The organism is Rhodoferax lithotrophicus, assembly GCF_019973615.1.
GTDB lineage: Bacteria > Pseudomonadota > Gammaproteobacteria > Burkholderiales > Burkholderiaceae_C > Rhodoferax > Rhodoferax lithotrophicus.
This window is the reverse complement of record NZ_AP024238.1, coordinates 3191127-3214785: the sequence shown is the minus strand read 5'-3', so window position 1 is coordinate 3214785 and position 23659 is coordinate 3191127. Positions and strand designations below refer to the sequence as shown.

23 protein-coding genes are annotated in these 23659 nt (G+C 54.7%); 12 read left to right on the top strand and 11 right to left on the bottom strand.

Features of this window, described 5'->3' with window-relative positions; all coding sequences use genetic code 11:
* Window positions 1–5: 5 nt before the first annotated feature.
* The gene (locus LDN84_RS14815) at window positions 6–980 is read left to right on the top strand and encodes a response regulator (protein ID WP_223904207.1); all 975 of its coding nucleotides are present in this window, start codon (window positions 6–8) and stop codon (window positions 978–980) included.
* Between the two features lie 4 nt (window positions 981–984).
* Here LDN84_RS14815 and LDN84_RS14810 read toward each other — a convergent pair whose 3' ends face one another.
* Window positions 985–1914: an inositol monophosphatase family protein gene (locus LDN84_RS14810; protein WP_223904206.1), complete on the bottom strand. Its 930-nt coding sequence runs from the start codon at window positions 1912–1914 to the stop codon at window positions 985–987.
* An 80-nt stretch (window positions 1915–1994) separates the two neighbouring features.
* Here LDN84_RS14810 and LDN84_RS14805 point away from each other — a divergent pair, with 80 nt between their 5' ends.
* Both LDN84_RS14805 and cysE read left to right on the top strand, forming a co-directional pair.
* Window positions 1995–2786 (top strand): RNA methyltransferase, encoded by a 792-nt coding sequence (locus LDN84_RS14805; RefSeq protein ID WP_223904205.1) that lies wholly within the window; start codon window positions 1995–1997, stop codon window positions 2784–2786.
* Window positions 2787–2795: 9 nt separating this feature from the next.
* A complete protein-coding gene (cysE, locus tag LDN84_RS14800) occupies window positions 2796–3569 on the top strand; it encodes a serine O-acetyltransferase (RefSeq protein WP_223904204.1) in 774 nt (257 codons plus the stop codon).
* 9 nt (window positions 3570–3578) lie between these two features.
* Here the strand turns inward: cysE and mog are convergent, their stop codons facing one another.
* Window positions 3579–4193: a molybdopterin adenylyltransferase gene (mog, locus tag LDN84_RS14795; protein ID WP_223904203.1), complete on the bottom strand. Its 615-nt coding sequence runs from the start codon at window positions 4191–4193 to the stop codon at window positions 3579–3581.
* 2 nt (window positions 4194–4195) lie between these two features.
* Complete coding sequence (gene yjgA, locus LDN84_RS14790) at window positions 4196–4849, bottom strand: ribosome biogenesis factor YjgA (RefSeq protein ID WP_223904202.1); 654 nt, start codon at window positions 4847–4849, stop codon at window positions 4196–4198.
* A gap of 22 nt (window positions 4850–4871) precedes the next feature.
* Here yjgA and pmbA point away from each other — a divergent pair, with 22 nt between their 5' ends.
* Together pmbA and LDN84_RS14780 are read left to right on the top strand one after the other, a co-directional pair.
* Window positions 4872–6299 (top strand): metalloprotease PmbA, encoded by a 1428-nt coding sequence (gene pmbA / locus LDN84_RS14785; protein ID WP_223904201.1) that lies wholly within the window; start codon window positions 4872–4874, stop codon window positions 6297–6299.
* A 30-nt stretch (window positions 6300–6329) separates the two neighbouring features.
* The gene (locus LDN84_RS14780) at window positions 6330–7697 is read left to right on the top strand and encodes an HDOD domain-containing protein (protein WP_223904200.1); all 1368 of its coding nucleotides are present in this window, start codon (window positions 6330–6332) and stop codon (window positions 7695–7697) included.
* Between the two features lie 75 nt (window positions 7698–7772).
* On the opposite strand, the gene LDN84_RS14775 is transcribed toward LDN84_RS14780, so the two are convergent.
* The 4 genes from LDN84_RS14775 to LDN84_RS14760 form a co-directional block, all read right to left on the bottom strand.
* Window positions 7773–8531, bottom strand: coding sequence for an amino acid ABC transporter ATP-binding protein (locus LDN84_RS14775; protein ID WP_223904199.1), 759 nt, complete (start codon window positions 8529–8531; stop codon window positions 7773–7775).
* 76 nt (window positions 8532–8607) lie between these two features.
* On the bottom strand, window positions 8608–9711 hold the full coding sequence (locus LDN84_RS14770; RefSeq protein ID WP_223904198.1) for an amino acid ABC transporter permease: 1104 nt from the start codon (window positions 9709–9711) through the stop codon (window positions 8608–8610).
* Window positions 9712–9724: 13 nt separating this feature from the next.
* The gene (locus LDN84_RS14765) at window positions 9725–10900 is read right to left on the bottom strand and encodes an amino acid ABC transporter permease (protein WP_223904197.1); all 1176 of its coding nucleotides are present in this window, start codon (window positions 10898–10900) and stop codon (window positions 9725–9727) included.
* Between the two features lie 126 nt (window positions 10901–11026).
* The gene (locus tag LDN84_RS14760; RefSeq protein WP_223904196.1) at window positions 11027–12061 is read right to left on the bottom strand and encodes an amino acid ABC transporter substrate-binding protein; all 1035 of its coding nucleotides are present in this window, start codon (window positions 12059–12061) and stop codon (window positions 11027–11029) included.
* A gap of 216 nt (window positions 12062–12277) precedes the next feature.
* Between LDN84_RS14760 and LDN84_RS14755 the strand changes: the two genes are divergently transcribed.
* Together LDN84_RS14755 and LDN84_RS14750 are read left to right on the top strand one after the other, a co-directional pair.
* Window positions 12278–13141 carry an ion transporter gene (locus tag LDN84_RS14755; protein ID WP_223904195.1) on the top strand — a complete coding sequence of 288 codons (864 nt, stop codon included), beginning with the start codon at window positions 12278–12280 and terminating at the stop codon, window positions 13139–13141.
* Between the two features lie 103 nt (window positions 13142–13244).
* Entirely contained in the window at window positions 13245–14435 is a 1191-nt protein-coding gene (locus LDN84_RS14750; RefSeq protein ID WP_223904194.1) for a serine hydrolase domain-containing protein, read from the top strand.
* Window positions 14436–14599: 164 nt separating this feature from the next.
* On the opposite strand, the gene LDN84_RS14745 is transcribed toward LDN84_RS14750, so the two are convergent.
* Window positions 14600–14878, bottom strand: coding sequence for a hypothetical protein (locus LDN84_RS14745; protein WP_223904193.1), 279 nt, complete (start codon window positions 14876–14878; stop codon window positions 14600–14602).
* 145 nt (window positions 14879–15023) lie between these two features.
* Here LDN84_RS14745 and LDN84_RS14740 point away from each other — a divergent pair, with 145 nt between their 5' ends.
* The 3 genes from LDN84_RS14740 to LDN84_RS14730 are packed head-to-tail and all read left to right on the top strand — an operon-like array spanning window position 15024 to window position 18242.
* Window positions 15024–16052: an IS630 family transposase gene (locus tag LDN84_RS14740; protein ID WP_223904192.1), complete on the top strand. Its 1029-nt coding sequence runs from the start codon at window positions 15024–15026 to the stop codon at window positions 16050–16052.
* Window positions 16042–17043, top strand: coding sequence for a 2-hydroxyacid dehydrogenase (locus LDN84_RS14735; RefSeq protein ID WP_223904191.1), 1002 nt, complete (start codon window positions 16042–16044; stop codon window positions 17041–17043). The genes LDN84_RS14740 and LDN84_RS14735 overlap by 11 nt, the downstream gene beginning before the upstream one ends.
* A gap of 17 nt (window positions 17044–17060) precedes the next feature.
* Window positions 17061–18242, top strand: coding sequence for an MFS transporter (locus LDN84_RS14730; protein ID WP_223904190.1), 1182 nt, complete (start codon window positions 17061–17063; stop codon window positions 18240–18242).
* Here the strand turns inward: LDN84_RS14730 and LDN84_RS14725 are convergent.
* From LDN84_RS14725 to earP, 3 genes are all read right to left on the bottom strand, one after another.
* Window positions 18230–19105 (bottom strand): LOG family protein, encoded by an 876-nt coding sequence (locus LDN84_RS14725; protein WP_223904189.1) that lies wholly within the window; start codon window positions 19103–19105, stop codon window positions 18230–18232. The two genes, LDN84_RS14730 and LDN84_RS14725, sit on opposite strands and share 13 nt — an antisense overlap.
* A gap of 77 nt (window positions 19106–19182) precedes the next feature.
* Window positions 19183–19737: an elongation factor P gene (gene efp, locus LDN84_RS14720; RefSeq protein WP_223904188.1), complete on the bottom strand. Its 555-nt coding sequence runs from the start codon at window positions 19735–19737 to the stop codon at window positions 19183–19185.
* 91 nt (window positions 19738–19828) lie between these two features.
* Complete coding sequence (gene earP, locus LDN84_RS14715) at window positions 19829–20944, bottom strand: elongation factor P maturation arginine rhamnosyltransferase EarP (RefSeq protein WP_223904187.1); 1116 nt, start codon at window positions 20942–20944, stop codon at window positions 19829–19831.
* 26 nt (window positions 20945–20970) lie between these two features.
* Between earP and uvrC the strand changes: the two genes are divergently transcribed.
* Together uvrC and pgsA are read left to right on the top strand one after the other, a co-directional pair.
* Window positions 20971–23040, top strand: coding sequence for an excinuclease ABC subunit UvrC (gene uvrC / locus LDN84_RS14710; RefSeq protein ID WP_223904186.1), 2070 nt, complete (start codon window positions 20971–20973; stop codon window positions 23038–23040).
* Window positions 23041–23080: 40 nt separating this feature from the next.
* A complete protein-coding gene (pgsA, locus tag LDN84_RS14705) occupies window positions 23081–23647 on the top strand; it encodes a CDP-diacylglycerol--glycerol-3-phosphate 3-phosphatidyltransferase (RefSeq protein WP_223904185.1) in 567 nt (188 codons plus the stop codon).
* Window positions 23648–23659 lie beyond the last annotated feature (12 nt).

The following is a 23659-nucleotide window of genomic DNA, read 5'->3' as shown; positions in this document are numbered from 1 at the left end:
ACAACATGCCCCAACTCTTTGCACACAACACCCTTGACCGCGCCAACAGTGATGTGGTGCTGATCGTGGACGACGTGCCTGATAACCTGGCCGTGCTGCATGACGCGCTGGATGAATCTGGCTACACCGTGCTGGTGGCGCTCAGTGGTGTGGCGGCCTTGCAGCGTGCTGCCCAAGCCCTGCCGGACATTGTGCTGCTGGATGCCATGATGCCCGGTATGGACGGTTTTGAAGTGGCGCGCCAGCTCAAGGCCATGCCTCAAACGGCGCACATTCCGATTGTGTTCATGACCGGTCTGACCGAAACAGAACATTTGGTGGCCGCTCTGGAGGCGGGGGGCGTGGACTATGTCACCAAACCAATCAAACCCAAGGAGGTGCTGGCCCGCATGCAAGTCCATCTGCAGGGGGCACGGGAAAAACGTCAGGCCCGTAGCGCCCTGGATGCCTTTGGCTATGCCAGCATCACCGTACGTGTGTCGGATGGCCGTCTGATGTGGCAGACCCCGCTGGCGCGTGCGTGGCTGTTGCGCTACTACGGCACCGATGCGCCCACCACACCGTTGCCGGTGCTGGCCTGGCTGCGCCGCCATGTGGACAGCCAGGACATGCTGAACGAACCGCCGCGCCTGAGTATTGAACACGGCTCCCATCGCCTGACTTTTCGCTTGCATCAGCAAATTGGCGACAGTGAAGGTGGCGGGGACTGGTTGATCATCATGCAGGAGGTGAGTGAAGACAGCGTGATTGAAGCCATCGCCCTGAGCTTCAAACTCACGCCCAAAGAGGCCGAGGTGCTTTACTGGGTTGTCAAGGGCAAGATCAACCGGGACATTGGTGACATTTTGGGCAGCAGCCCGATGACCGTCAAAAAACACCTGGAGCGGGTGTTTGTCAAACTGGGTGTGGAAACCCGCACCGCTGCTGCTGCCATGGCCATGCGCCGGATCAGGCAGTTGCAGCCGCAGTTTGAAGCCTGACCTCTTAAAACGGTGCGTCAGAAGCCGGGTTTGCGGGTGTTGACTCTTCGACTGCTTCAACCGCGGGGCTTGCTTTGGCCATTTCAGCCACCGCAGCACGTACCGCAGCCTTGTCCCCCGCGTCAGCAAACTTGCTGTATTTGCCCAGCAAAGCCACCATTTGGCCATAGATGCGCGGGTTGGCGGCCATACATTCTTTTTGCTCCAAAAAGTTGGCATCGCCCGAGAAGTTGCCCACCAAACCACCAGCTTCGGTGATCAGCAGCGAGCCTGCGGCCACATCCCAGGGTTGCAAGCCCAACTCAAAAAAGCCGTCGGTAAACCCGGCGGCCACATAGGCCAGATCCAGTGCCGCAGCCCCTGGGCGGCGCAGCCCGGCAGTGCGCGCCATCATGTCACCCATCAGGCGCAGGTAGGTGTTGATATCGTCTTCCTGGCGGTATGGAAAACCCGTGGAGATCAGGCACTCTTGCAGGCGGGTGCGTTTGGCCACCCGAATGCGGCGGTTATTCAGGTAAGCACCGCGCCCTTTGGTGGCGGTGAACAAGTCATTGCGGGTGGGGTCGTAGATGACGGCTTGTTCAATTTTGCCTTTGACGGCCAGCGCAATACTCACGCAGTAAACAGGCAGACCGTGAATGAAGTTGGTGGTGCCATCCAGCGGGTCAATGATCCAGACAAACTCAGAGTCTTGCGCACCGTGCTCACGACCTGATTCTTCCGCCCAGATGGCGTGGCCAGGGTAGGCTCCCAGCAGGGTTTCAATGATGATTTTCTCTGAGGCGTGGTCGACTTCGGTCACAAAATCATTGACCTGTTTTTGTGAAACACGAACCGATTCAACGTCCAGTGCGGCGCGGTTGATGATGGTGCCTGCAGCGCGGGCGGCCTTCACGGCCACGTTGACCATGGGGTGCAAGTTTGAAGTTGTCATAGATTGTGAAGTGAGGATGAGCGGTGGGCTGATCTGGCGATGCAGGCAGCGACAATAGTGCCATTTTAACGGCCTCGACCATGCAGACGCGATTTATCCTGATCAACACCAGCCATGCTGGCAATGTAGGTGCAGCAGCACGTGCCATGAAAACCATGGGTTTTGACGACCTGGTGCTGGTGGCTCCGCGCTGGGCCAATGTGCTCAACCGTGAAGAGACCATCCAGCGCGCCAGTGGGGCACTGGATGTGCTGAAAAATGCCCGCATTGTGGACACGCTGGATGAGGCGCTGGAGGGTATGACCCACCTGTGCGCTACGGCCATGACCCCGCGTGACTTTGGCCCACCCACCACCACGCCCCGTCAACATTTTGATTTGCTATTGAAATCAGAGCTATTAGCGCAAGATGGACAAGCGCTAGATGCTAAAAATGCTTGTAACACTGGCGTGGCTTTCTTGTTTGGTTCGGAACGCTTCGGCATGCGCAACGAAGACGTGTACCGTTGCCATGTGTGCCTGAGCATTCCCAGCAACCCCAAATTTGGCTCGCTGAATCTGGGTGCCGCGCTGCAGGTGATTGCCTATGACTGGCGTGAAGCGCTTGCCGCTTATCCGGTGCAGGCCGCCACAGATGCCCCGGTGCTGGCCGATGCTGCGCAGGTGTCTGGTATGTTGACACATCTGGAGCAGGCACTCACCCAAATAGGTTTTCTGGACCCGCAGTCACCCAAAAAACTGATGCCGCGCTTGAATCAGTTGTTTAACCGTGCGCAGTTGACCCAGGAAGAGATTCATATTTTGCGCGGCATGGCCAAGATGATGCTCAAACCGCAATCCCCGTCGACTTCAGGGGTTGACTTCAAAGATTAGACTTGCAGCATGTTTTCAAGAATCAAATCCGACGTTCAATGTATCCTGGAGCGCGACCCGGCGGCGCGCAGTACCTGGGAAGTGCTCACCTGTTACCCCGGTTTACATGCGGTGATCCTGCACCGTTTGGCGCATGTGTTCTGGACACATGGCTTCAAATGGCTGGGGCGCTACACCTCACACATCGCACGGTTCTTGACCGGTATTGAAATTCATCCCGGAGCCAAGATCGGTGAGCGGGTATTTTTTGACCATGCCATGGGTGTGGTGGTTGGGGAAACCGCTGAAATTGGCGACGACTGCACCATTTACCAGGGTGTCACGTTGGGTGGAACTTCGCTTTATAAGGGGGCCAAGCGGCATCCCACATTGGGGCGTGGCGTGGTGATTGGGGCCGGGGCCCAGGTGTTGGGTGGTTTTACCGTGGGAGATGGTGCCAAGGTGGGTTCCAACGCGGTGGTGACCAAACCGGTGCCAGCAAGGGCGACCGCAGTCGGTAATCCCGCTCGCATCATCCAGGCAGATCAAGACATCAAACGTGAGGAAGTGGCCGCCAAAATGGGCTTTTCAGCCTATGGTGTCACCCAAAACGACGACCCGCTCAGCCAGGCCATGCGTGGCTTGATTGACAGTGCCGCCAGTCAGGAGCACCAGATTGCCATGCTTTGGAAAGTTATTGAGCAACTGAACTGTCCGCGCCAAGTGGCCTCTATCGTGCCCGTGGATGCTGCCAAACATGAGCATTTTGAGGCGGATAAGCTCAATCAACTGGTCGGAAAGTAAGCCGCAAGCCTATGGCTCTTGCCCAAATGTGCGGATGGCGGTTTTGGGTCTGAAGGCTTGGCATACCGCTTCATGGGTTTCAATGTAGGGCCCGCCAATCAGATCAACGCAGTAGGGCACGGCAGCAAAAATACCAGGCACTAAAGATTTCCCATCGGTATCACGCAGGCCTTCGAGTGTTTCAGCAATCGATTTCGGTTGACCAGGCAGATTGATGATGAGTGTTTGATCGCGAATCACCGCCACTTGGCGTGACAGGATGGCTGTAGGCACGAAGTTCAAGCTGATCTGCCGCATTTGTTCGCCAAAACCGGGCATGACCTTGTGTGCAATAGCCAGCGTGGCTTCCGGCGTTACATCGCGCAGTGCCGGGCCTGTGCCGCCAGTGGTCAAGACCAGGGCGCAGCCAGCTTCGACCAGTTCCATCAGGGTAGCACTGATGGTGGCTTGCTCATCCGAAATCAGCCGGGGCTCAAATTGCATCGGGTTTTTGACAGCCCGTTTCAGCCAGTTCTGCAGGGCTGGCACACCCTTGTCGACATAGATACCACTGGAGGCACGGTCGCTGACCGAGACGATGCCAATTTTGATGGGTGGAAATGGGTTGACAGTGGGCTCAGCCATGGTTATGAAGCCTCCTTGGCAGGGTTGAAGATGGGTGGGTCTGGTTCGCGTTGTGGTACGTCGCTGAGTGCCTCACGCACCAGTTGAAAAATATCACGGTAGGCGCGGCCATGGCGCACGGCTGCACCGGGTTTTTCAGGCTTGGCATCCTTGCGGGCCTGGCGGATCAGGGCGCGCAGCTGCTGGGTGTCGCAGCCGGGGTTCAGGTTGATCCATTGGGCGGCAGCAGCTTCGTCCGTAATCAGCCGGTCACGCCACACCTCGGCTTGGTGTAGTGCCAGCTTTTCGGCGTTGGAGCCGTTGGCTTGTTCGTCCAGTGCGGCACGTACAGCTTCAACCACCTGGGGTTCCAGTTGACGCATCAGTTTGCCAATAAACTGCATTTGACGGCGTTTGCCCTCAAAGTTGGTGATGCGTTTGGCATCCGCAATGGCATCCTTGAACTTGTCGGACAGTTCAAGGCCTGCCAGCAGGTCGGCACGCAGGGTGAGTAAATCAGCGCCCAGCTTTTGCAGCTCGGTGCTTTCACGTTTGAGGTCGGTGCGGCTTTGTTCATCGGTGCCCTTGAGCTCGGCTTTGAGCTCAATATCGCGTTCGCTGCCTTCGGCCACGAACTCACCGCGTACAAAATAGCCTTTTTTGAGTTTTCTTGACATAGCCAAGTATCATAGCCGCGCTATGAAAAAATCCAACACATCTTCTCGCGTGCGGGCCGCAAGTCGTCCGTCTGCCCCCTCTGCAGCTCAGGCTGACAGGGGTTTTGCCTACAGTCGGGCCTTTTTTGAAGGCTTGGTGGACAGTGCCTTGCAGCATGCCAAGAAACTGGGGGCGACGGATGCCGCCGCACAGGCCTCTGAAGGCTGCGGGCTGAGTGTGTCGGTGCGCAAGGGTGAGCTGGAGAATGTGGAGCGTAATCGTGACAAATCGCTGGGCATCACGGTGCATGTGGGGCAGCGTCGGGGCAATGCCAGCACGTCGGATTTTTCCCAGGTTGCAATTGAGCAAACCGTGCAAGCCGCCTTTGACATTGCCCGTTTTACCGCTGAAGACCCGTTTGCCGCACTGCCTGATGAAGCCGACATTGCCCAACCTCAAGAGCAGCGCACTGATCTTGAGCTGTTTTTCCCGTGGGAAGTCACCAGCGAACAAGCTGCCCAAATTGCATTGGCCACCGAGGCAGCCGCCATGCAGGTAGACAAGCGTATTACCAACAGTGAAGGGGCTGGCGTGTCGGCCCAGCAGTCACATTTTTTCAGCGCGCATACGCATGGATTTCGCGGTGGTTATGCCAGTTCGCGGCATTCCTTGTCCGTCTCGCCTATTGCGGGCAAGGGCGACGATATGCAGCGTGATGCCTGGTACAGCTCGCAACGTGATGCCATTGACTTGGCTAGTCCTGAGGCCGTGGGGCGGTATGCCGCTGAGCGCGCCTTGAGCCGCTTGAGGGCGCGCAAAATTGCCACCACAGAATGCCCGGTGCTGTTTGAGTCTCCTTTGGCCGCGGGCCTGCTTGGCAGCTTTGTGCAAGCCATCAGCGGGGGAGCGTTGTACCGCAAGAGCAGTTTTTTGATGAATAGCCTGGGTAAACAAGTGCTGCCCAAGCATATTGACATTCTGGAAGACCCGTTTGTGAAACGTGGCAAGGGCAGTTCACCGTTTGATGACGAAGGTGTGCGTGTCCAAGCTCGTAGTGTGGTGGAAGCTGGCAAGGTGCAGGGTTACTTTTTGGGTAGTTATTCGGCGCGCAAACTCGGCATGAAAACGACCGGTAATGCGGGCGGCTCGCATAACCTGACCCTGACCTCACGCCTGACCCGTGCCGGTGATAACCTGGATGCCATGCTGGAAAAGTTAGGCACGGGATTGTTGGTGACAGAGTTGATGGGCAGCGGCGTGAACTATGTCACCGGAGACTATTCACGCGGGGCGAGTGGCTTCTGGGTAGAAAAAGGCCGCATTGTTTACCCGGTGCATGAAATCACCATTGCCGGCAACATGAAAACCATGCTCAAAGAAATTGTGGCAGTGGGTGCAGACAGTTACAACTATGGAGCCAAATCCGTGGGGTCGATACTGATCAAACGTATGAAAGTAGCTGGTAGCTGAGGACTATTCAAGCAAGCAGGCGGCAGCGTCATGCCTCATTTTTTCCAGCGTCTCGTGTCCAAAATTTTTGGACATTCGCTTTGGCAGCCCGCAAGGGGGAAGGTGGTGCATCGTCCGTCAGAGCTTTCGCATAGCCTGGAGTCCGGCAAATTGCCAGAGGTCGTGGAAGAGGTTGTGATTCAGACACTCGGGCCGCGGCGGCCATTGATCGCCGCTGATGGCGCCATTGCGGGTTTTGAGTTTTGCATTCACGGTGATGTCCTCCAACGTTTGGTACAACGCGCCGATCAACGCGGCTGGTCGGCTCAGGTGGCCGCGGTGTTGGCGTCGGCTCGCTTGACGGCGTTATCTGGACGAGTGGGGTTTGTCCGCTTGCCAATCAACTGGCTGGTTCATGCGAACGGTGTAGAAGTGTGTCCAGGTATCTGGATTGGCCTGGATAGTGCCGTTGGTAAGTCCGATCTGGCTGGACAGATGCCTGAAGTGTTGCAAACGCTGCAAACCCTGCGTGCCAGTGGCGTGCAACTTGGCTGGGATGTGTCGGTGATGCCAGATGTTTGTCGCGACTTTGTTTTGTTGCATCAAGGCCGCCAGCCCATGGGGCAGCTGCTGCGGGGTATCTCCAGCTGGCCTCATGCATTGCAGAGGCTTGCCGTGCTGGTTACGGATGTTGCTTGCCTGGAGGATCTGGAAACCGCGCTGGAGAAGGGTATCCAGTTTGCTTGTGGAGCGTTGGCTCCCATGGCGGGTGGTCAAGGTCAAGAAGTGCGCGAGTTTTTACCTGTGCCACCAGAAATGCATCGTGTGGCCATGTTATTAAATCAGTTGGTGACCGGGACTGAGACAGCAACCATTGTGAGTAGCATCAAGGGTGACGTGGGTTTGTCACTACGCTTGCTCAAACGCATCCACAGTGCAAGTTACGCCCAACTCAAAGCAGATGCCGACATTGAGCATGCCGTCATGTTGTTGGGCCGCAATGAGCTGTACCGCTGGTTGTCCATACTGCTGGTGCAGTTTGCGGGGTATCACAAGGCATCTTCTGCTTTGCAGGAAATTACCCTGTGGCGTGCGCGTTTGTTGGAGTTGCTGGCACTTGAATGCCATGAAGACACACCGGGTCAGTTTTTTACGCTGGGACTGGCTTCCATGCTTAGCGTGATGCTGAAAATCAATCCGAAGGATGTGGTCACCATGTTGAACCTGCCTGAGCAGGCGCGGCAAGTCTTGCTGGAGCATACAGGCCCTTGGGCTGACTATTTGCAAATCCTTGAGCGGGTTGAGCAGCAACAGCTTGACGCACCCGCGGCCCCCGTGTCACGTTGGGGTGGAGCGGGCCGTGTGTTGACCCTCTCCGATGAAGCCTGGGCTTGGGCGAGTACGCAAAATAAATGGTAGAAATGCCTCTAGAGGTTGATTGGACTGCCTAAGTAGCTATTTTTTGTATAGCTACTTGGAGTTTTTCACGTGAGATTAATGCCCCAAAATTTTTGACAAGAAGTCTTTGCTGCGCTCGTTTTGAGGATTGTTGAAAAAGTCGTGTGGGTTGTTCTGCTCAACAATCTGACCTTGGTCCATAAAGATCACGCGGTCGGCCACGGCTTTGGCAAAGCCCATCTCGTGGGTGACACACAGCATGGTGATGCCTTCGTCAGCCATCGCGATCATCACATCCAGCACTTCCTTGATCATTTCAGGGTCCAGGGCGCTGGTTGGTTCGTCAAACAGCATGATCTTGGGCTTTAAACACAGGGCGCGGGCAATCGCCACACGCTGTTGCTGTCCGCCCGAAAGTTGCAGTGGGTATTTGTTGGCTTGCTCTGCAATACGTACCCGTTTCAGCTGATGCATAGCCTTTTCTTCAGCTTCTTTCTTGGGCATTTTTCCGACCCACATCGGGGAGAGTGTCAGGTTCTCCAGCACGGTAAGGTGCGGGAACAGGTTGAACTGTTGGAACACCATACCGACTTCTTTGCGCACCTGATCGATGGCCTTGACATCGTCGGTCAGCTCAACACCGTCGACGATCAGGTGGCCTTGCTGGTGTTCTTCAAGCCGATTGATGCAGCGGATCAAGGTGGATTTACCTGAGCCTGACGGCCCGCAAATGACGATGCGTTCGCCCTTGGCCACGCTCAGGTCGATGTCGCGTAACACGTGAAAGCTGTTGCCATACCATTTGTTGACTTTGTCGAAGGTGATGATTGGCGGGATGATTTTTGTATCTGACATGGTGTTTCCTATTCAGCTTGGGCTGCGCCACTCATGGGCTCTGCCCGACAGGGTTTTGATGAGTGTTAAATCGGGTTCAGCGCAGCTTGTTTTTATTAACTTGTTTCTCAACCCAGTGGCTGTAGCGCGACATCGAGAAACAGAATACAAAGTAAATCAGGGCGATGAAGATGTAGCCTTCAATGGTGAAGGGGCGCCAGTTGGAGTCAGAGTTGAGTGCCAGACTCATGGCACCGGTCAACTCGTACAAGCTCACAATGGTGACCAGTGAGGTGTCCTTGAAGGTGGAGATGAAGTTGTTCATGATGCCCGGCACTACCATGGCCAAGGCTTGTGGCAGCACAATCTTGCGCTGGGTTTGCCAGTAAGACAGGCCCAAAGTGGCCGCTGCCTCCACTTGGCCCTTGGGAATAGCCTGCAAGCCGCCGCGAATTACTTCAGCCATGTAGGCTGCAGAAAACAGGGTGATGCCGACCAGTACCCGCACCAGTACGTCAATCTTGACATTGGGTGGCATGAACAGTGGGAACATGAATGATGCCATGAACAGTACCGAGATCAACGGCACGCCACGGATGAGCTCCACATAAATAGTGCAAAAGCTGCGAATGGCTGGCAGGTTGGAACGCCGTCCCAGTGCCACCAGCAGCGCGATCGGGAAAGATGCCACCAGGGAGATGGATGCCAGCAAGATGGTCAATGGCAGGCCACCCCAGCGGTCAGTTTCGACTTTGCTCAGGCCCAAGGTGTTGCCATACATCACCGTGAAGAAAATGCCCATCACCACGACCCACAGCAGTGGTAACCAGGCTTTCCAGAACATACGCATGCAGCTGGCCACCAGCAACCCAATCAGCAACGTGGTTGCTACCAGGGGGCGCCAGTGTTCTTCAAATGGGTAACGGCCAAAGATGATGATGCGGTATTTTTCGTTGATCACACCCCAGCAAGCACCGGCACCCTCAGCCCGGCAAGCTTCATAGTTATTGGCCCAGACAGCTTTGATAATCGCCCAGTTGAGAATTTGGGGTAGCAGCCAGAGCAGCACCGCGCAGATGGCAACGGTGGCGAGTGAGGTTTTCCAGTCGGCCAGCAAGTTCGATCTGACCCAGGCCACCGGGCCTTCGGTGTTGATTGGGGCCGGACGTGGTGGAATGGGGCGAAAAGTGGTTGAGTTCATGATGTGGCTGCTTTCAACGTTCTTTGATGGCCGCACGGTTGTTGTACCAGTTCATTAGCAAGGAAGTGCCCAGTGAGGTGGCCAGGTAAACCAGCATCACCAAAGAGATACATTCCACAGCGCGGCCAGTCTGGTTCAGTGCGGTGTTGGCAATGGAGACCACATCCGGGTAACCGATGGCCACGGCTAATGATGAGTTTTTGGTCAGGTTCAGGTATTGGTTGGTCAGCGGCGGAATGATCACGCGTAATGCTTGTGGCAGCATCACAAGCCGCATTTCCTGGTTTCGGTTCAGGCCTAGTGCGGAGGCGGCCTCACCCTGACCACGTGCAACAGACGAAATGCCACCGCGCACCACTTCAGCAATGAAGGATGCGGTGTAGAGCGTCAGTCCCATTAATACGGCCAGGAATTCAGGGGTGAGTGCACCGCCGTTTTCAATGGCAAAGTCACCTTTGATGGGACGGTTGAATTCCGTGGGTGCGCCACCGAGTGCCCAACCTGCCAGGCTGGCAAACAGCATGATGACCAAAGGCATCAAAACCATGCTACCTGGCTTGCCGGTGGTTTCAAATTTGCGAACGGCCCTGCGTCGGTAAGCCCAGCCGAACAGCACGCCTGGCAGCAGGCCATAGGCAGCCCAAAGTTGGCCGGTACTCCAGACCGGGATGGGAAAATTCAAGCCGCCTTTACTGAGGAAAAATGGGCCCAGAGTCCAGGCCTCGGAGGATGCTGGTAAGACCTCGGTCAAGATCACATACCACATCAGCAGTTGCAGCAGTACCGGGATGTTGCGAAAGAATTCAACGTAAGACAGACACAGTCCACGCACCAACGCGTTGCGTGAGAAACGGCCTACCCCTAATATGGTGCCCAGCAATGTGGCCAAAATGATGCCCAGCACGGCCACGCGCAAGGTGTTGGTCACACCAATCAGAAAGGCCTCCCAATAGGGTTGGGCCGAGTCAAAAGGGTAAAGACTTTCTCCAATGTCAAAACCGGCGGCTTGTGATAAAAAATCAAAGCCACTTTTGATACCACGCGCTTGCATGTTGACGAGCGTGTTATGAATCAGGAACCATGTGATGGCAGCAATGGCAACTGCAGCAATCAGCTGATAAACGATGCCTCGGAAGGCCTGACTGCGCCAGGACCAGCTATTTTTTTTGGGAGGAGTTTGTGGGTTCATTGTGCTTGGGTGCCATAAGGCAGCTGAAGAAAACACACTGCTTGCATCTGGTTAGACGCATAAAAAGAAGCGCCGCTTGAATCGCTTGTGACGACATCAGGCGGCGCTTGGCGCTCGGTGCGAGGATTAACGAACAGGGTAGGCGTACATCAGGCCGCCTTTATTCCACAGGTTGTTGACACCACGGGGCAGACCCAGAGGTGATTTGGGGCCAACATTGCGCTCAAAAATTTCACCGTAATTGCCAGTGGCCTTGACGGCATTGGCCATCCAGTCTTTGCTCAGGCCCAACAGCTTACCGGTGTCTTCAGAGGTGCCCAAGATGCGTTGCACCACGGGATCTTTGCTGGTGGCCTTCAGAGCGTCTACATTGGTTTGGGTAATGCCGTATTCTTCAGCTTCGAGCAGGCCATAAATGGTCCACTTGACAATCGCAAACCACTCGTCATCACCGCGGCGAACCATGGGGCCAAGGGGCTCTTTCGAGATCAGCTCTGGCAGGATGATGTGTTCTGCGGGGTCTTTGGCAACCTTGTTACGGGTAGATGCCAAGCCAGAGGCATCAGTGGTGTAGGCGATGCAACGGCCAGTGAAATAGGCGTTTTCAGCAGCTTCCAACTTTTCAAACACAACAGGTTTGATGTTCAGGCCTGCAGCTTTGGAGTAATCGGTCAGGTTTTTTTCGGTGGTGGTACCAGATTGCACACAGACCGTTTGCCCTTTGAGTTGTTTGGCGCTTTTGATTTTGCTCTTGACAGGCACCATAAAGCCTTGGCCGTCGTAGTAAGTGACGGCTGTATCGTTCAACCCCAGCGACGCATCACGTGTCAGGGTAAAAGTGGTGTTGCGCGAGAGTACGTCAATTTCGCCAGACTGCAAAGCCGTAAAGCGTTGTTGCGCATTCAGGGGGACATATTTCACTTTTTCAGCATCACCCAAGGTGGTCGCAGCAATGGCACGACAGATGTCCACATCCAAGCCTGTCCACTTGCCAGCAGAGTCAGCTGCACCAAAACCAGCCAAACCCGTATTGACTCCGCACACAACTTGCCCACGGGCTTTGATGCCATCAAGCGTTTTGCCTGCATGGGCGGGTAATGCCGCAAAGGTGCCAAATGTGGCTGCAATGACTGCCAGTGTTTTCACTTTGTTTATACGCATGCTTTTGACTCCAGTAGATGAAAAATAAAAATGTTGATGGAACAAACTGCAAAATCAACAAGACTGGCACTGTAACAGTGCGTGAGAGTGCCTATCCTACGGGTTTACGCTTGCACTATATGCAATTTGCACATAACTTCATTCGCTCCACTTGCGTTGAAACTACAAGCAGTTATCGTGCCATGTTTGTTGAATTTGTTACAAATGAGATTGCCTATGTCTAATGTGAAAAGTGCCCTTGGAAAGCCACTTGCAGGCTGGCGCACGCAGCTTTACGCTATTATTTTTGAGGCCGATACCCGTGCCGGCAGGAGATTTGATCAGGCATTGATCGCCATCATTTTGAGTAGTGTGACGGTGGTGATGCTTGACAGTGTGCGTGACATCAATGTCCGTTATCACCAGGGGCTCATACTGGCTGAATGGCTATTTACCTTCTTGTTCACTGTGGAGTACCTGGCCCGATTGCTGTGCGTGCGTTACCCATTTCGTTATGCGGTGAGTTTTTATGGGGTCATAGATTTGCTGGCTTTGTTGCCGACTTACCTGGCATTATTGGTGCCAGAAGTTGGTGTGTTGATTGATGTGCGCATCTTGCGATTACTACGCGTATTCCGGGTTTTCAAGCTGACCGCTTATGTGTCAGAGTACCAAGCCCTCGGGCTGGCTTTGCGAGCCAGTGTGCGTAAGATCATGGTTCTTTTGGCAGCAGTGCTGATGATTGTTCTGGTGATGGGCACACTTATGTATGTGGTGGAAGGGCCAGAAAACGGCTTTACCAGCATACCGACTGCGGTTTACTGGGCCATCACCACCATGACCACCGTGGGTTTTGGTGACATTACTGCCAAGACCGATTTGGGTCGACTGATTGCGTCGGTCATGATGTTGCTGGGTTGGGGGACGCTGGCCGTTCCGACTGGCATAGTGACCGCCGAAATGAGCTACGCCCGCCATGCGCCCGCCACGACCCGTACCTGTCAGGAGTGTCTGGCCGAAGGCCATATGCCAGATGCTCATTTTTGTCGCCATTGTGGTGCATGTCTGCCAGATTACGCGCATGAGCGGCCGCAAGTCTGAGTTCCTTAGGTGCCATCATAATCATGATGATCTGAAATAAAAATACCCGATATTTCAGGACTCTAGATCAATAAACATAAGCGCAAAGAGCTATCAATTTAATATGACTTTGAAACTGGTAAATCCGGAAAAAGTGGGGCTTTGTCCACGGCGCACACAGCGACTGATGGACGTGCTGCAAAGTGAGGTAGATAAAAAACGCTTACCTGGTGCGGTTGCTGTGGTGGCCCGGCACGGGCAATTGGCCTTGTTTGACAGTGTCGGGTTGCTTAATCCTGCTACTGGCACCATCATGACACGTGATGCCCGTTTTCGCATCTATTCCATGACCAAACCTATTGTGTCGGTGGCGGCCATGATGCTGATGGAAGAGGGCAAGTTGCTGTTGGCTGACCCAGTGTCACGTTATTTGCCTGAATTTGGTGTGCAGCAAGTGGCTACATGGGTGGATGGCAAGGTGCAATTGCAAGGGGTGGCCAAGGCGGCGACGTTGCATGATCTGTTGCGTCATACTGCCGGCATGACGTATGAATTCCTGGGTTCAACTCCGGTTCAGCGTCAGTACACTCAGTTGCGAATGGGGTCACGTGAGCGTAGTTTGGCTGACTTTTCTCAGCAATTAGCGGGGTTGCCATTGGTTTTTGAGCCGGGCAGCGCCTTTGAATACAGCCGCGCCACGGATGTGCTGGGGCGAGTCATTGAGGTGATTTCCGGACAGAGTCTAGAAACCTTCCTGTATGAGCGCATTTTTGCGCCTTTGGGCATGCAGCACACCGCTTTTCATGTGGCCGAGCAGCATCATGAACTTATAGCTGAGCCTTTTGCGCGCGATCCTGATGGTGGCATTCAAATGAAAGTCATTGATGTGCGTACCCAGACTGCTTTGGCCTCAGGCGGCGGTGGCTTGACTTCTACTGCGATGGATTACGCCCGGTTTTTGCAGTTCATGCTCAATCGTGGTGAGTTGGATGGTGTGCGTCTTCTGGGGGCACGGACGGTTGATTTCATGACCAGCGATCATTTGGGTGAATTAACAGTGTTTAGCGCTGGTTCGCGTGCGTTATTACCTGCTGGGCACGGCTTTGGCTTAGGCTTTGCCGTGCGCAAACATTTGGGTGTGGCCACCGTGCCGGGGTCCGTTGGAACTTATTTTTGGGGTGGGCTGGCCGGAACTACTTTTTTTGTTGACCCCGCTCTGGATCTGTTTGGTATGTTGATGCTGCAAGCCCCCAATCAGCGCGAGTTTTACCGGATGTTATTTCGCAATATGGTGTACGCAGCGCTACTGGATTGATACGTATCGTTGGGAGAATCTGACACCCCTGCAATACGGTGTGCAAAGCCTAAGGGTTTACACTACAATTGAAGGCTGAGCATATAGCTGCAGAGTTATCTGCTTAGTCTTTGTGGGTAGCCACAAATCAATTTCCGGAAATTGTCAATTTTTTAACTGGTATTTCAAATGAATAAATCGCTCGTTTTGATCGCTGTAATCGCCGCTGCTGCCGCTTTGTCTGCTTGTGGCAAAAAAGAAGAAGCTGCTCCTGCACCAGCACCAGCACCTGTTGCAGCACCAGCACCTGAAGCTGCACCAGCTCCTGCTGCTGCACCAGCTGCTTCTGAAGCTGCTCCTGCTGCTGCTCCTGAAGCCGCTGCTTCCAAGTAATCAACGTTTAGTTGATTCGCAAAAGCCACCTTCGGGTGGCTTTTTTGATTTTGCAAGGTATCTGTAATCAAGTCGCAAGTTGAGCAGGGGTCACTTTCATCTTGCTGACATTTCTCTCGAATAGTCAAGTATTTGCTTGATTCCCTGGAGTCCACATGCTTATTGATCCGGCCCAAATAAGTTTGAACTTTCCATGAATTTCGTAGTCAGACGCGCATGGAAAAAGAAAGTGCAAGAAATCAAACCCTGGAGCAACTCCACGAGCGGCGCAAACAAGTCGTGCGATTGCACAAAAAGGCCATCAAGATCGTTGAACTGAGCGGACTGACCTACCCGACGGTACGCGCCACCATTGACCTATTCGAAGAAGGCGGCTGGGCAGCCATACGCCCAGCCCGACGTGGTCGTCCCAAAGGAGACGGTCGAGCCCTCAGTGCTGTGCAGGAAGAGACCATCCAGCGCATCATCATCGACAAGCGTCCTGAACAACTCAAGATGGACTTCTTCCTGTGGAGCCGCGCAGCCGTAGGTCAACTCATTGAGCAGGAATACGGCATCAAACTGCCCGTGCGTAGCATAGGCAAATACTTGGCGCGCTGGGGCTTCACACCGCAAAAGCCCATCAAACGTGCCTACGAGCAAAACCCGCAGGCGGTGCAGGCTTGGCTGCAGGGTGAATACCCCGGCATTGAGCAGCGCGCCAAACGTGAGGGTGCAGAGATCCACTGGGGTGACGAGACCGCCCTGACTAACACCGATGCGCGTGGCAGAAGCTTCGCACCCGCAGGCAAAACACCTGTGGCTTTGACTGTTGGCAGCACCCGCCAAAAGCTCTCCATGATCGCCACCGTCACCAATCAAGGCAAGACCCGCTGGATGATCATTGAGGAATCATTTGACGCTGACAAATTCTGTGAATTCCTGCAAGCCCTAATCAAGGATGCAGGCAAAAAGGTGTTCCTGATTCTGGACAACTTGCGGGTTCATCACAGCAAGGTTGTCAAGGCCTGGGTAGCCGAGAGAAAAGAGCAGATTGAACTGTTTTACCTGCTCAGCTACAGCCCACAGCTCAATCCTGAGGAGCGACTCAATGCGGACCTGAAGCAGGAGATGAGCAAGCGTGTGCCGGTGCGCACCAAAGCCAAATTACGCCAGGCAGCATCAGAACATATGACGATGCTGGAGCAGACGCCCGAGCGGGTCATTGGCTACTTTCAGGATCGGCACGTCAAATATGCAGCTTAAAACTTCATCGGGCCGGATCAATAAACCTGCTGTCTTAGTGGCACGTGCCATTTTTCCCGAGGTGTTGCAGACGTTGCAACAACATTTTGAGGTAACCAGCAATCAAGCGGACGTGTTATGGAATCCAGAGCAGTTGGCGTTTGCTGCAAAAGGAGTTGCTGGTATTTTGACGACAGGTAGCGAGCGCATTGATGCAGCGTTGCTGGCAGCCTGCCCAGATCTGAAAATCTGCGCCAACATGGCGGTGGGGTATAACAATTTTGATGTGGCGGCCATGACAACTGCCAGAGTCGTTGCCACCAATACGCCTGATGTGTTGACCGAGACGACCGCTGATTTTGGCTTTGCACTGATTCTGGCTGCAGCCCGGCGCATGACTGAAGGGGAGCATTTTTTACGTGCAGGCCTCTGGAATCGGTGGCGCTATGACATGTTGGCCGGGGCCGAGGTGCACGGTACGACCTTGGGTATTTTGGGGATGGGACGTATCGGCCAAGCCATAGCTAAGCGGGGCGCACATGGTTTTGGCATGCGTGTTATTTACCACAACCGTTCTCGCTTGGATGCTGTAACCGAAGGCGTGTGTGCTGCCAGTTTTGTGAGCAAACAGGATTTGTTACAGCAGGCGGATCATCTGATTCTGGTCTTGCCCTATTCAACTGAATCACATCATGCAATTGGTGTAGCTGAGTTGGCACAAATGAAGCCTACCGCGACTTTGGTGAATATTGCCAGAGGCGGGATTGTGGATGATGTCGCCCTGGCAGCTGCGTTAAAGGCCGGTGCTTTGGCTGCTGCGGGTTTGGATGTGTTTGAAGGCGAGCCACGTGTACATCCCGATTTGTTGACACTGCCCAACGTGGTGCTGACACCGCACATTGCCAGTGCCACCCTGCGCACCCGTCGGGCCATGGCTCAGTTGGCGGCCGCCAATCTGATTGGCTTCTTGCTGCATGGCAAAGCCCTGACTCCCTTGAATGCGTTGCAGTGAATGTATAGCTGGCTGACATGACCGCAGTGACCCCACTGAGTTCGACAGCGCTGGCTCGTTTGATCGCCGGTCACATCTGTCTGCATGCCTGTATGGCGGGGGTGCGCATGGCGGCCCCATTGATGGCATTGCGTGAGGGTTATAGCGCATGGGCCGTTGGCGTGTTGCTGTCTTTGTTTGCTTTGACCCAGGTATTTTTGGCTTTGCCCGCAGGGCGGTATGTAGATCGGCATGGCTTCAAGCGCCCCATTGGCCTGTGCGTTTTGTCGGCCAGTTTTGGTACTGGTTTGGCTGTGGTCTGGCCGATATTTCCGGTGTTGTGTATGAGTGCTTTGCTGACTGGTGGATCCACCGGGGTAGCTGCAATCAGTCTTCAACGCCATGTAGGTCGATCCGCACAAAGTACAAGCGAGCTCAAACGCATGTTCAGTTGGCTATCGATTGGACCAGCTTTGTCGAATTTTGTTGGGCCGCTGTCGGCTGGTTTGCTGATTGATGCAGGTGGTTTCCGGGTAGCCTATTTTGCATTGGCATTTCTACCATTGATGACTTGGTTATGGGTGCGTCGCACAGTTGAATTACCGCCAGTGGTGATGCCATCGGGAACCCATAAGGCGAGCTCCTGGGATTTGTTGCGCCAGCCCATGATGCGCCGATTGATGTTGGTCAATTGGTTATTGTCCTCATGTTGGGATGTGCACACCTTGGTGGTTCCGGTGCTTGGGCATGAGCGTGGTTTGAGTGCTTCGGCCATTGGTGCAATTTTGGGCGGCTTTGCCCTGGCCGCCACAACGGTCCGGGTTGCCTTGCCTTTGCTTGCCGCACATGTGCACGAATGGGTGGTGGTGACCATCGCCATGTTGTGTACTGCGGTGTTGTTTGGTGTGTATCCTTTGATGCCGTCAGCATTGATGATGGGAGCCTGCTCGGTTTTGTTGGGATTCGCCTTGGGTTCTGTTCAGCCGATGATCATGAGCACATTGCATCAGATCACGCCTGAGGCGCGTCATGGGGAAGCGCTTGGTTTTCGTATGATGGCCATCAATGCCTCCAGCGTATTGATGCCCATGCTGTTTGGTTCAGCAGGGGCGGTAATTGGTGTGTCGCTGGTTTTTTGGGTGGTGGGTGCAGGTGTGGCGGCAGGCTCGCGCTGTGCCTGGCATTTGCGCCCTCCTGTTTTAGTAGCTCACAAGTTGTAAAAGCGTTTGATCACAGCCCAAGCATCTTCTGGGCTATCGACGTAGTGCATCAGCTCAAGGTCTTCCGGTGAAATGACACCTTCTTCGACCAAGACATCCAGGTTGACCAGGCGTTTCCAGTAGTCGCTGCCAAACAGCACAATCGGAACCGGTTGGGCTTTTTTGGTTTGCACCAGGGTGATCACTTCAAATAGTTCATCCAGCGTACCAAACCCGCCAGGAAATGCGACCAGGGCTTTGGCGCGGATCATGAAATGCATTTTGCGCAGCGCAAAGTAATGAAACTTGTAACTTAAGCTGGGCGTGACGTAAGGGTTGGCGCATTGCTCATGCGGCAGGGCAATGTTCAGGCCGACAGTCGGTGCGCCCACCTCGTGCGCGCCACGGTTGGCTGCTTCCATGATGCCTGGGCCGCCGCCGGTACAAATGAAAAGTTGGTGCTTCGGGGGTTGTTGGGCGCTGTGCTGAGCCACCAATTTGGCAAACAGGCGTGCCTGGTCGTAGTGCTGGGCATTTCGCACTTGGCGTTGTGCCAGGGCGATGGCTCGCGTGTCATCGCTTTGTTCGGCTTCTTGCAGCTGGGCCTGGGCTTTTTCAGGGGAGAGAAAACGTGCACTGCCAAACACCACTACGGTGTGGTGAATACCTTGTGCGGATTGCCCCAGATCGGGCTTGAGCATTTCCAGTTGCATGCGCATGCCGCGGGTTTCGCGGCGCAGCAAAAATTCAGGGTCGGCAAAAGCCAGGCGATGCGCATTGGGGTGCAACACGGTGTCGTTGGCTGGGTATTTCAGCACATCGGCCCAAACATCGGCCATGTGTTGTTCGGTCAGCAGGTGGGGGAGCGATTTTGTGTAATCCATGACGTTCCTTGTGGCGAAAAAAAAGGCTTCACCAGGAAGCCTTGGGCGCTATCGGGCCGATTGGCCCGATGGGGGAATCAGACGCGCTTGCGGTATTCGCCCGTGCGTGTGTCAATTTCAACCTTGTCGCCTTGGGCCACAAAAATTGGCACACCGATCTCAAAACCGGTGGCGATTTTGGCGGGTTTCAAAACTTTGCCAGAAGTGTCGCCTTTGACAGCGGGCTCCGTCCAGGTGATTTCGCGTACCACGTTGGTGGGCAACTCGACAGAAATGGCTTTGCCGTCATAAAACACCACTTCGAGTGGCATGCCGTCTTCCAGGTAGTTGAGCGAGTCGCCCATGTTTTCGGCTTCGACTTCGTACTGGTTGTATTCCTCGTCCATGCAGATGTACATGGGATCGGCAAAGTAGGAGTAGGTGCAATCCTTCTTGTCCAGGATCACATTGTCAATCTTGTCATCAGCCTTGAAAACAACTTCGGTGCCGAAGTTGGCGATCAGGCTTTTGAGCTTCATACGCACGGTAGCGGCACCGCGACCGCCGCGGGCATATTCTGTTTTCAGGACGACCATCGGGTCTTTGCCATGCATGATCACGTTGCCGGCGCGGATTTCTTGAGCGATTTTCATAAGAGAGAGTGCAGAGAATAGGCCGCGCATCAGGCGGCGAGGGCGGCCAGGACTTCAGTGAACTCAAGCCTGCGCCGTAAAGCCCAGTATTTTAATGGTTTTTTGCGATGAACCGGATCAACTGGGTCACCAAGTCATCTTGGGCCAGCAAGCGTTTCAGGGCTTGTGCCGCGCACATTTGCCATTCCTGGGGCAAAAAATCGGGCCTGCTGTGCACAGCTTCGGCTGGGGGAATGCCATTCCAATGCATGTGAAAGTTGCACAGAGAAGCTGGTGCCTGGAGCCAGTCCAAAAAAGCGCTGAGTTTCGCCACATGGGCATCATCATCCTGGGGGTAGATGTGCCACACCAGCGGCTTGCCAGCCCATAAGGCCCGCACCAGCGAATCTTCACCACGCACCAAATTCACATCACAGGCCCATAACAAATGGTCAAAGTCGTTTTGGGAGAGTGTGGGTAGATATAAAAATGAGAGCTTATTACGCTTATTCCATAAGCACTTCAGCCTTTTTTCATCTGAAAGTTTGGCATCCAGTGCGGTTTTGGCGCGTCCAGGGGTCACCAGCAAGCAGGTCGGTGGTGAGTCCTGGGCCAAAGCCTCCAGCAAATCGCCCAAACCGGCAGGTTCGTAACAAAACAGGGAGACCAGGCGTTCGCCTTGCCAATTCAACCCTTGTTGCTCCAGCCAGGCTGTACGGTCAAAATTCGCTTGGCGTTCGAGCAGGTTGGTTTCGCGCAGCAGGCCACCCGTACCGGCGGTAAAACCGGGATAGAAAAAATGTTTGATCAAGCCCTTGCCGGGCCCACTCATGACCGGGGAAGGCAGACCGTGGCTGCGCAGCACAAACTTTTCGGCGCTCAGGTATTCCAGGTTGATCCATCTGCATTTTTGGCCTTTAACGCTTATATGGTATGCATAAGCAGCTATGAATTCAGGATTAATCTCGCAACCAAAGGCTTCCACCATGACATCGCCTGGGGTGATGTTGGTCATGTCCAGCGGGCTCGTCCAACGCTTGACTTCGACTCCAGAAGCTCCCTCGGGCGCCATCCAGCCCAACGCAGAGGGGTCATCCACCCACAAACGAACACTTTGGCCGCGTTGCGCCAGTTGGCAGGCCAGTCGCCAGCACACACCAATGTCGCCAAAGTTGTCAATCACCCGGCAAAAAATGTCCCAGCGCAAAAGTGGTGTTTCTGAATACATGGCCGGATTGTCCACAATACGCCCCTATGTCTGAACCTGATCCAACCGCTCACCCGATCCCCCAAGCTGCGCAAAAGCCGGAAAAAACGCACTCTGAGCAGGTGCTCAGTGATGTGGCCAGTTTGCCTGCCTTGCCTGGGGTGTACCGCTACTTTGATGCTCAGCGCAATGTGCTCTATGTGGGCAAAGCCATCAATTTGAAAAAACGGGTGTCGAGCTATTTCACAAAAAACCATGGCGGCACGCGCATCGGGCACATGGTGAGCAAAATTGCCCGGCTCGAGACCACGGTGGTGCGCTCGGAGGCCGAGGCGCTGCTGCTGGAAAACAACCTGATCAAAACGCTGAATCCGAAGTACAACATCCTGTTTCGGGACGACAAGAGTTATCCGTATTTAAAAATCAGTGCGCCAGCGCCCTTGTCGGATGCTATAAAAGAAAGAGCTTCTTGCGCTTTATCTATAAGCGCTACAGGTCAAAAAAGCTCACAAATTGTCAATTTGAAAGCAAATCCGGACTGGTTTCCCCGCGTGTCCTACTACCGGGGTGCGGTGGAGAAAAAGCACCATTATTTTGGCCCGTATCCAAGTGCCTGGGCTGTCAAGGAGGCGATTTTGCTGATGCAAAAAGTCTTTCGACTGCGCACTTGTGAAGACTCGGTGTTTGCCAACCGCACGCGCCCCTGTTTGCTGTACCAGATCAAGCGCTGTTCCGGGCCTTGCGTAGGGCATATCGCTGCGGCTGCCTACGCGCAGGCTCAGGCCGATGCCGAGCGGTTTTTGAACGGTGATGCGCGTGAGGTCATGACCGAGCTGGAAACACGCATGATGGCTCATGCCGACAAGCTGGAGTTTGAACAGGCGGCCGAGTTGCGTAACCAGGTGGCAGCGTTGTCAAACGTGCTGCACCAGCAGTCGGTCGACAACGTGTCGGATCGGGATGTGGATATTCTGGCCGTGAAAGTGCAGGGTGGCCGTGCCTGTGTGAACTTGGCCATGGTGCGTGGTGGGCGGCATCTGGGGGACAGACCGTACTTTCCGGTGCATGTGGAAGATGCGGCTGATCTGGACGACTCCGATGAGACCGATGTGCCCAGCGCCTTGCGCAGCGTCGAGATGCAGGTGTTGGATGCCTTCATTGCACAGCATTACCTGAACGTGCCTGCACCGCCCTCGCTGGTGGTCAGCGTGCCGGTCGACAAGGGTTTGCTGCAGGCTTTGTCTGAGCAAACCGGTGTCAAGGTGAGTGCGGTGCACAACCCGCGTGAGCAGCGCCGGGTTTGGCTGGAAATGGCGCAAACCAATGCCGCGCTGCAACTGGCCAGGTTGCTGGCCGAAGAAGGTTCGCAGCAGGCGCGCACCCGGGCGTTGGTCGACGCACTGGATTTGGCCTTGGACAATTTGGAGGATCTGCGGGTCGAGTGTTTTGACATCTCGCACACCTCAGGCGAATCCACCCAAGCCTCGTGTGTGGTGTTTCATCATCACAAAATGCAGAACGCCGAATACCGCCGTTTCAAAATCAACGACATCACGCCCGGTGATGACTACGCCGCCATGCGCCAGGTGCTGTTGCGCCGCTACGGCAAGTTGGCCGAGGTGCTGGCACAAGCCAAGCAAACCGGTGAAACCCCGGTGGGTACAGGCCGTTTGCCGGATTTGGTGCTGGTGGACGGTGGCAAGGGTCAGGTGGCCATGGCACGCGAGGTGTTTGAACAGCTTGGCCTGGACTTGTCGCTGATTGTGGGTGTGGAAAAAGGCGAGGGCCGGCGTATTGGTCTGGAAGAACTGGTGTTTGCCGATGGCCGCGACAAGGTTTATCTGGGCAAGGATTCGGCGGCCTTGATGCTGGTGGCGCAGATTCGGGACGAAGCGCACCGCTTTGCCATCACCGGCATGCGTGCCGCACGCGCCAAGGTGCGCATGGACGGCGGCAAGCTCGAAGAAATTCCCGGCATTGGCCCCAAACGTCGCGCCCGTTTGCTGCAACGTTTTGGTGGCGTGCGTGGTGTGGCTCTGGCTTCGGAGGCAGACATTGCGCAGGTGGAAGGAATTTCAAATGAGTTGGCGCAGGAAATTTACCGCGCACTGCATTGAGCCTGGCGTTTTCCGAAGGAGCCCATGCCACAATTGACCCATGTTCTGGACTATTCCCACCCTCATGACCTGGGCTCGCATTGTGGCGATTCCGCTGATTGTGGGCGTGTTTTATTTGCCGATTGAACCGAGCAGCCGCAACCTGGTGGCCACGATCATGTTTGTGGTGTTTGCCGCGACCGATTGGCTGGATGGCTACTTGGCACGCAAGCTCAATCAGGTGTCCTCTTTTGGGGCTTTTCTGGATCCGGTGGCCGACAAGTTTCTGGTTTGCGCTTGTGTGCTGGTGCTGGTGCATCTGGGTCGTGCAGATGTGTTCGTGGCATTGATCATCATTGGTCGTGAAATCGCCATTTCTGCATTACGGGAATGGATGGCACAAATCGGTGCCTCCAAAAGTGTCGCGGTGCACATGATCGGCAAGCTCAAAACCACCGCGCAAATGATCGCCATTCCATTTTTGTTGTTTGATGGTGTGTTGTTTGGTCTGATGGACACCCATGTCTGGGGTGTCTGGCTGATCTGGATCGCCGCAGTGATGACGGTCTGGTCGATGGTCTATTACCTGCAAAAAGCCCTGCCCGAGATCAGGTCCCGCGTCAAGTGACGGTGCCCATTG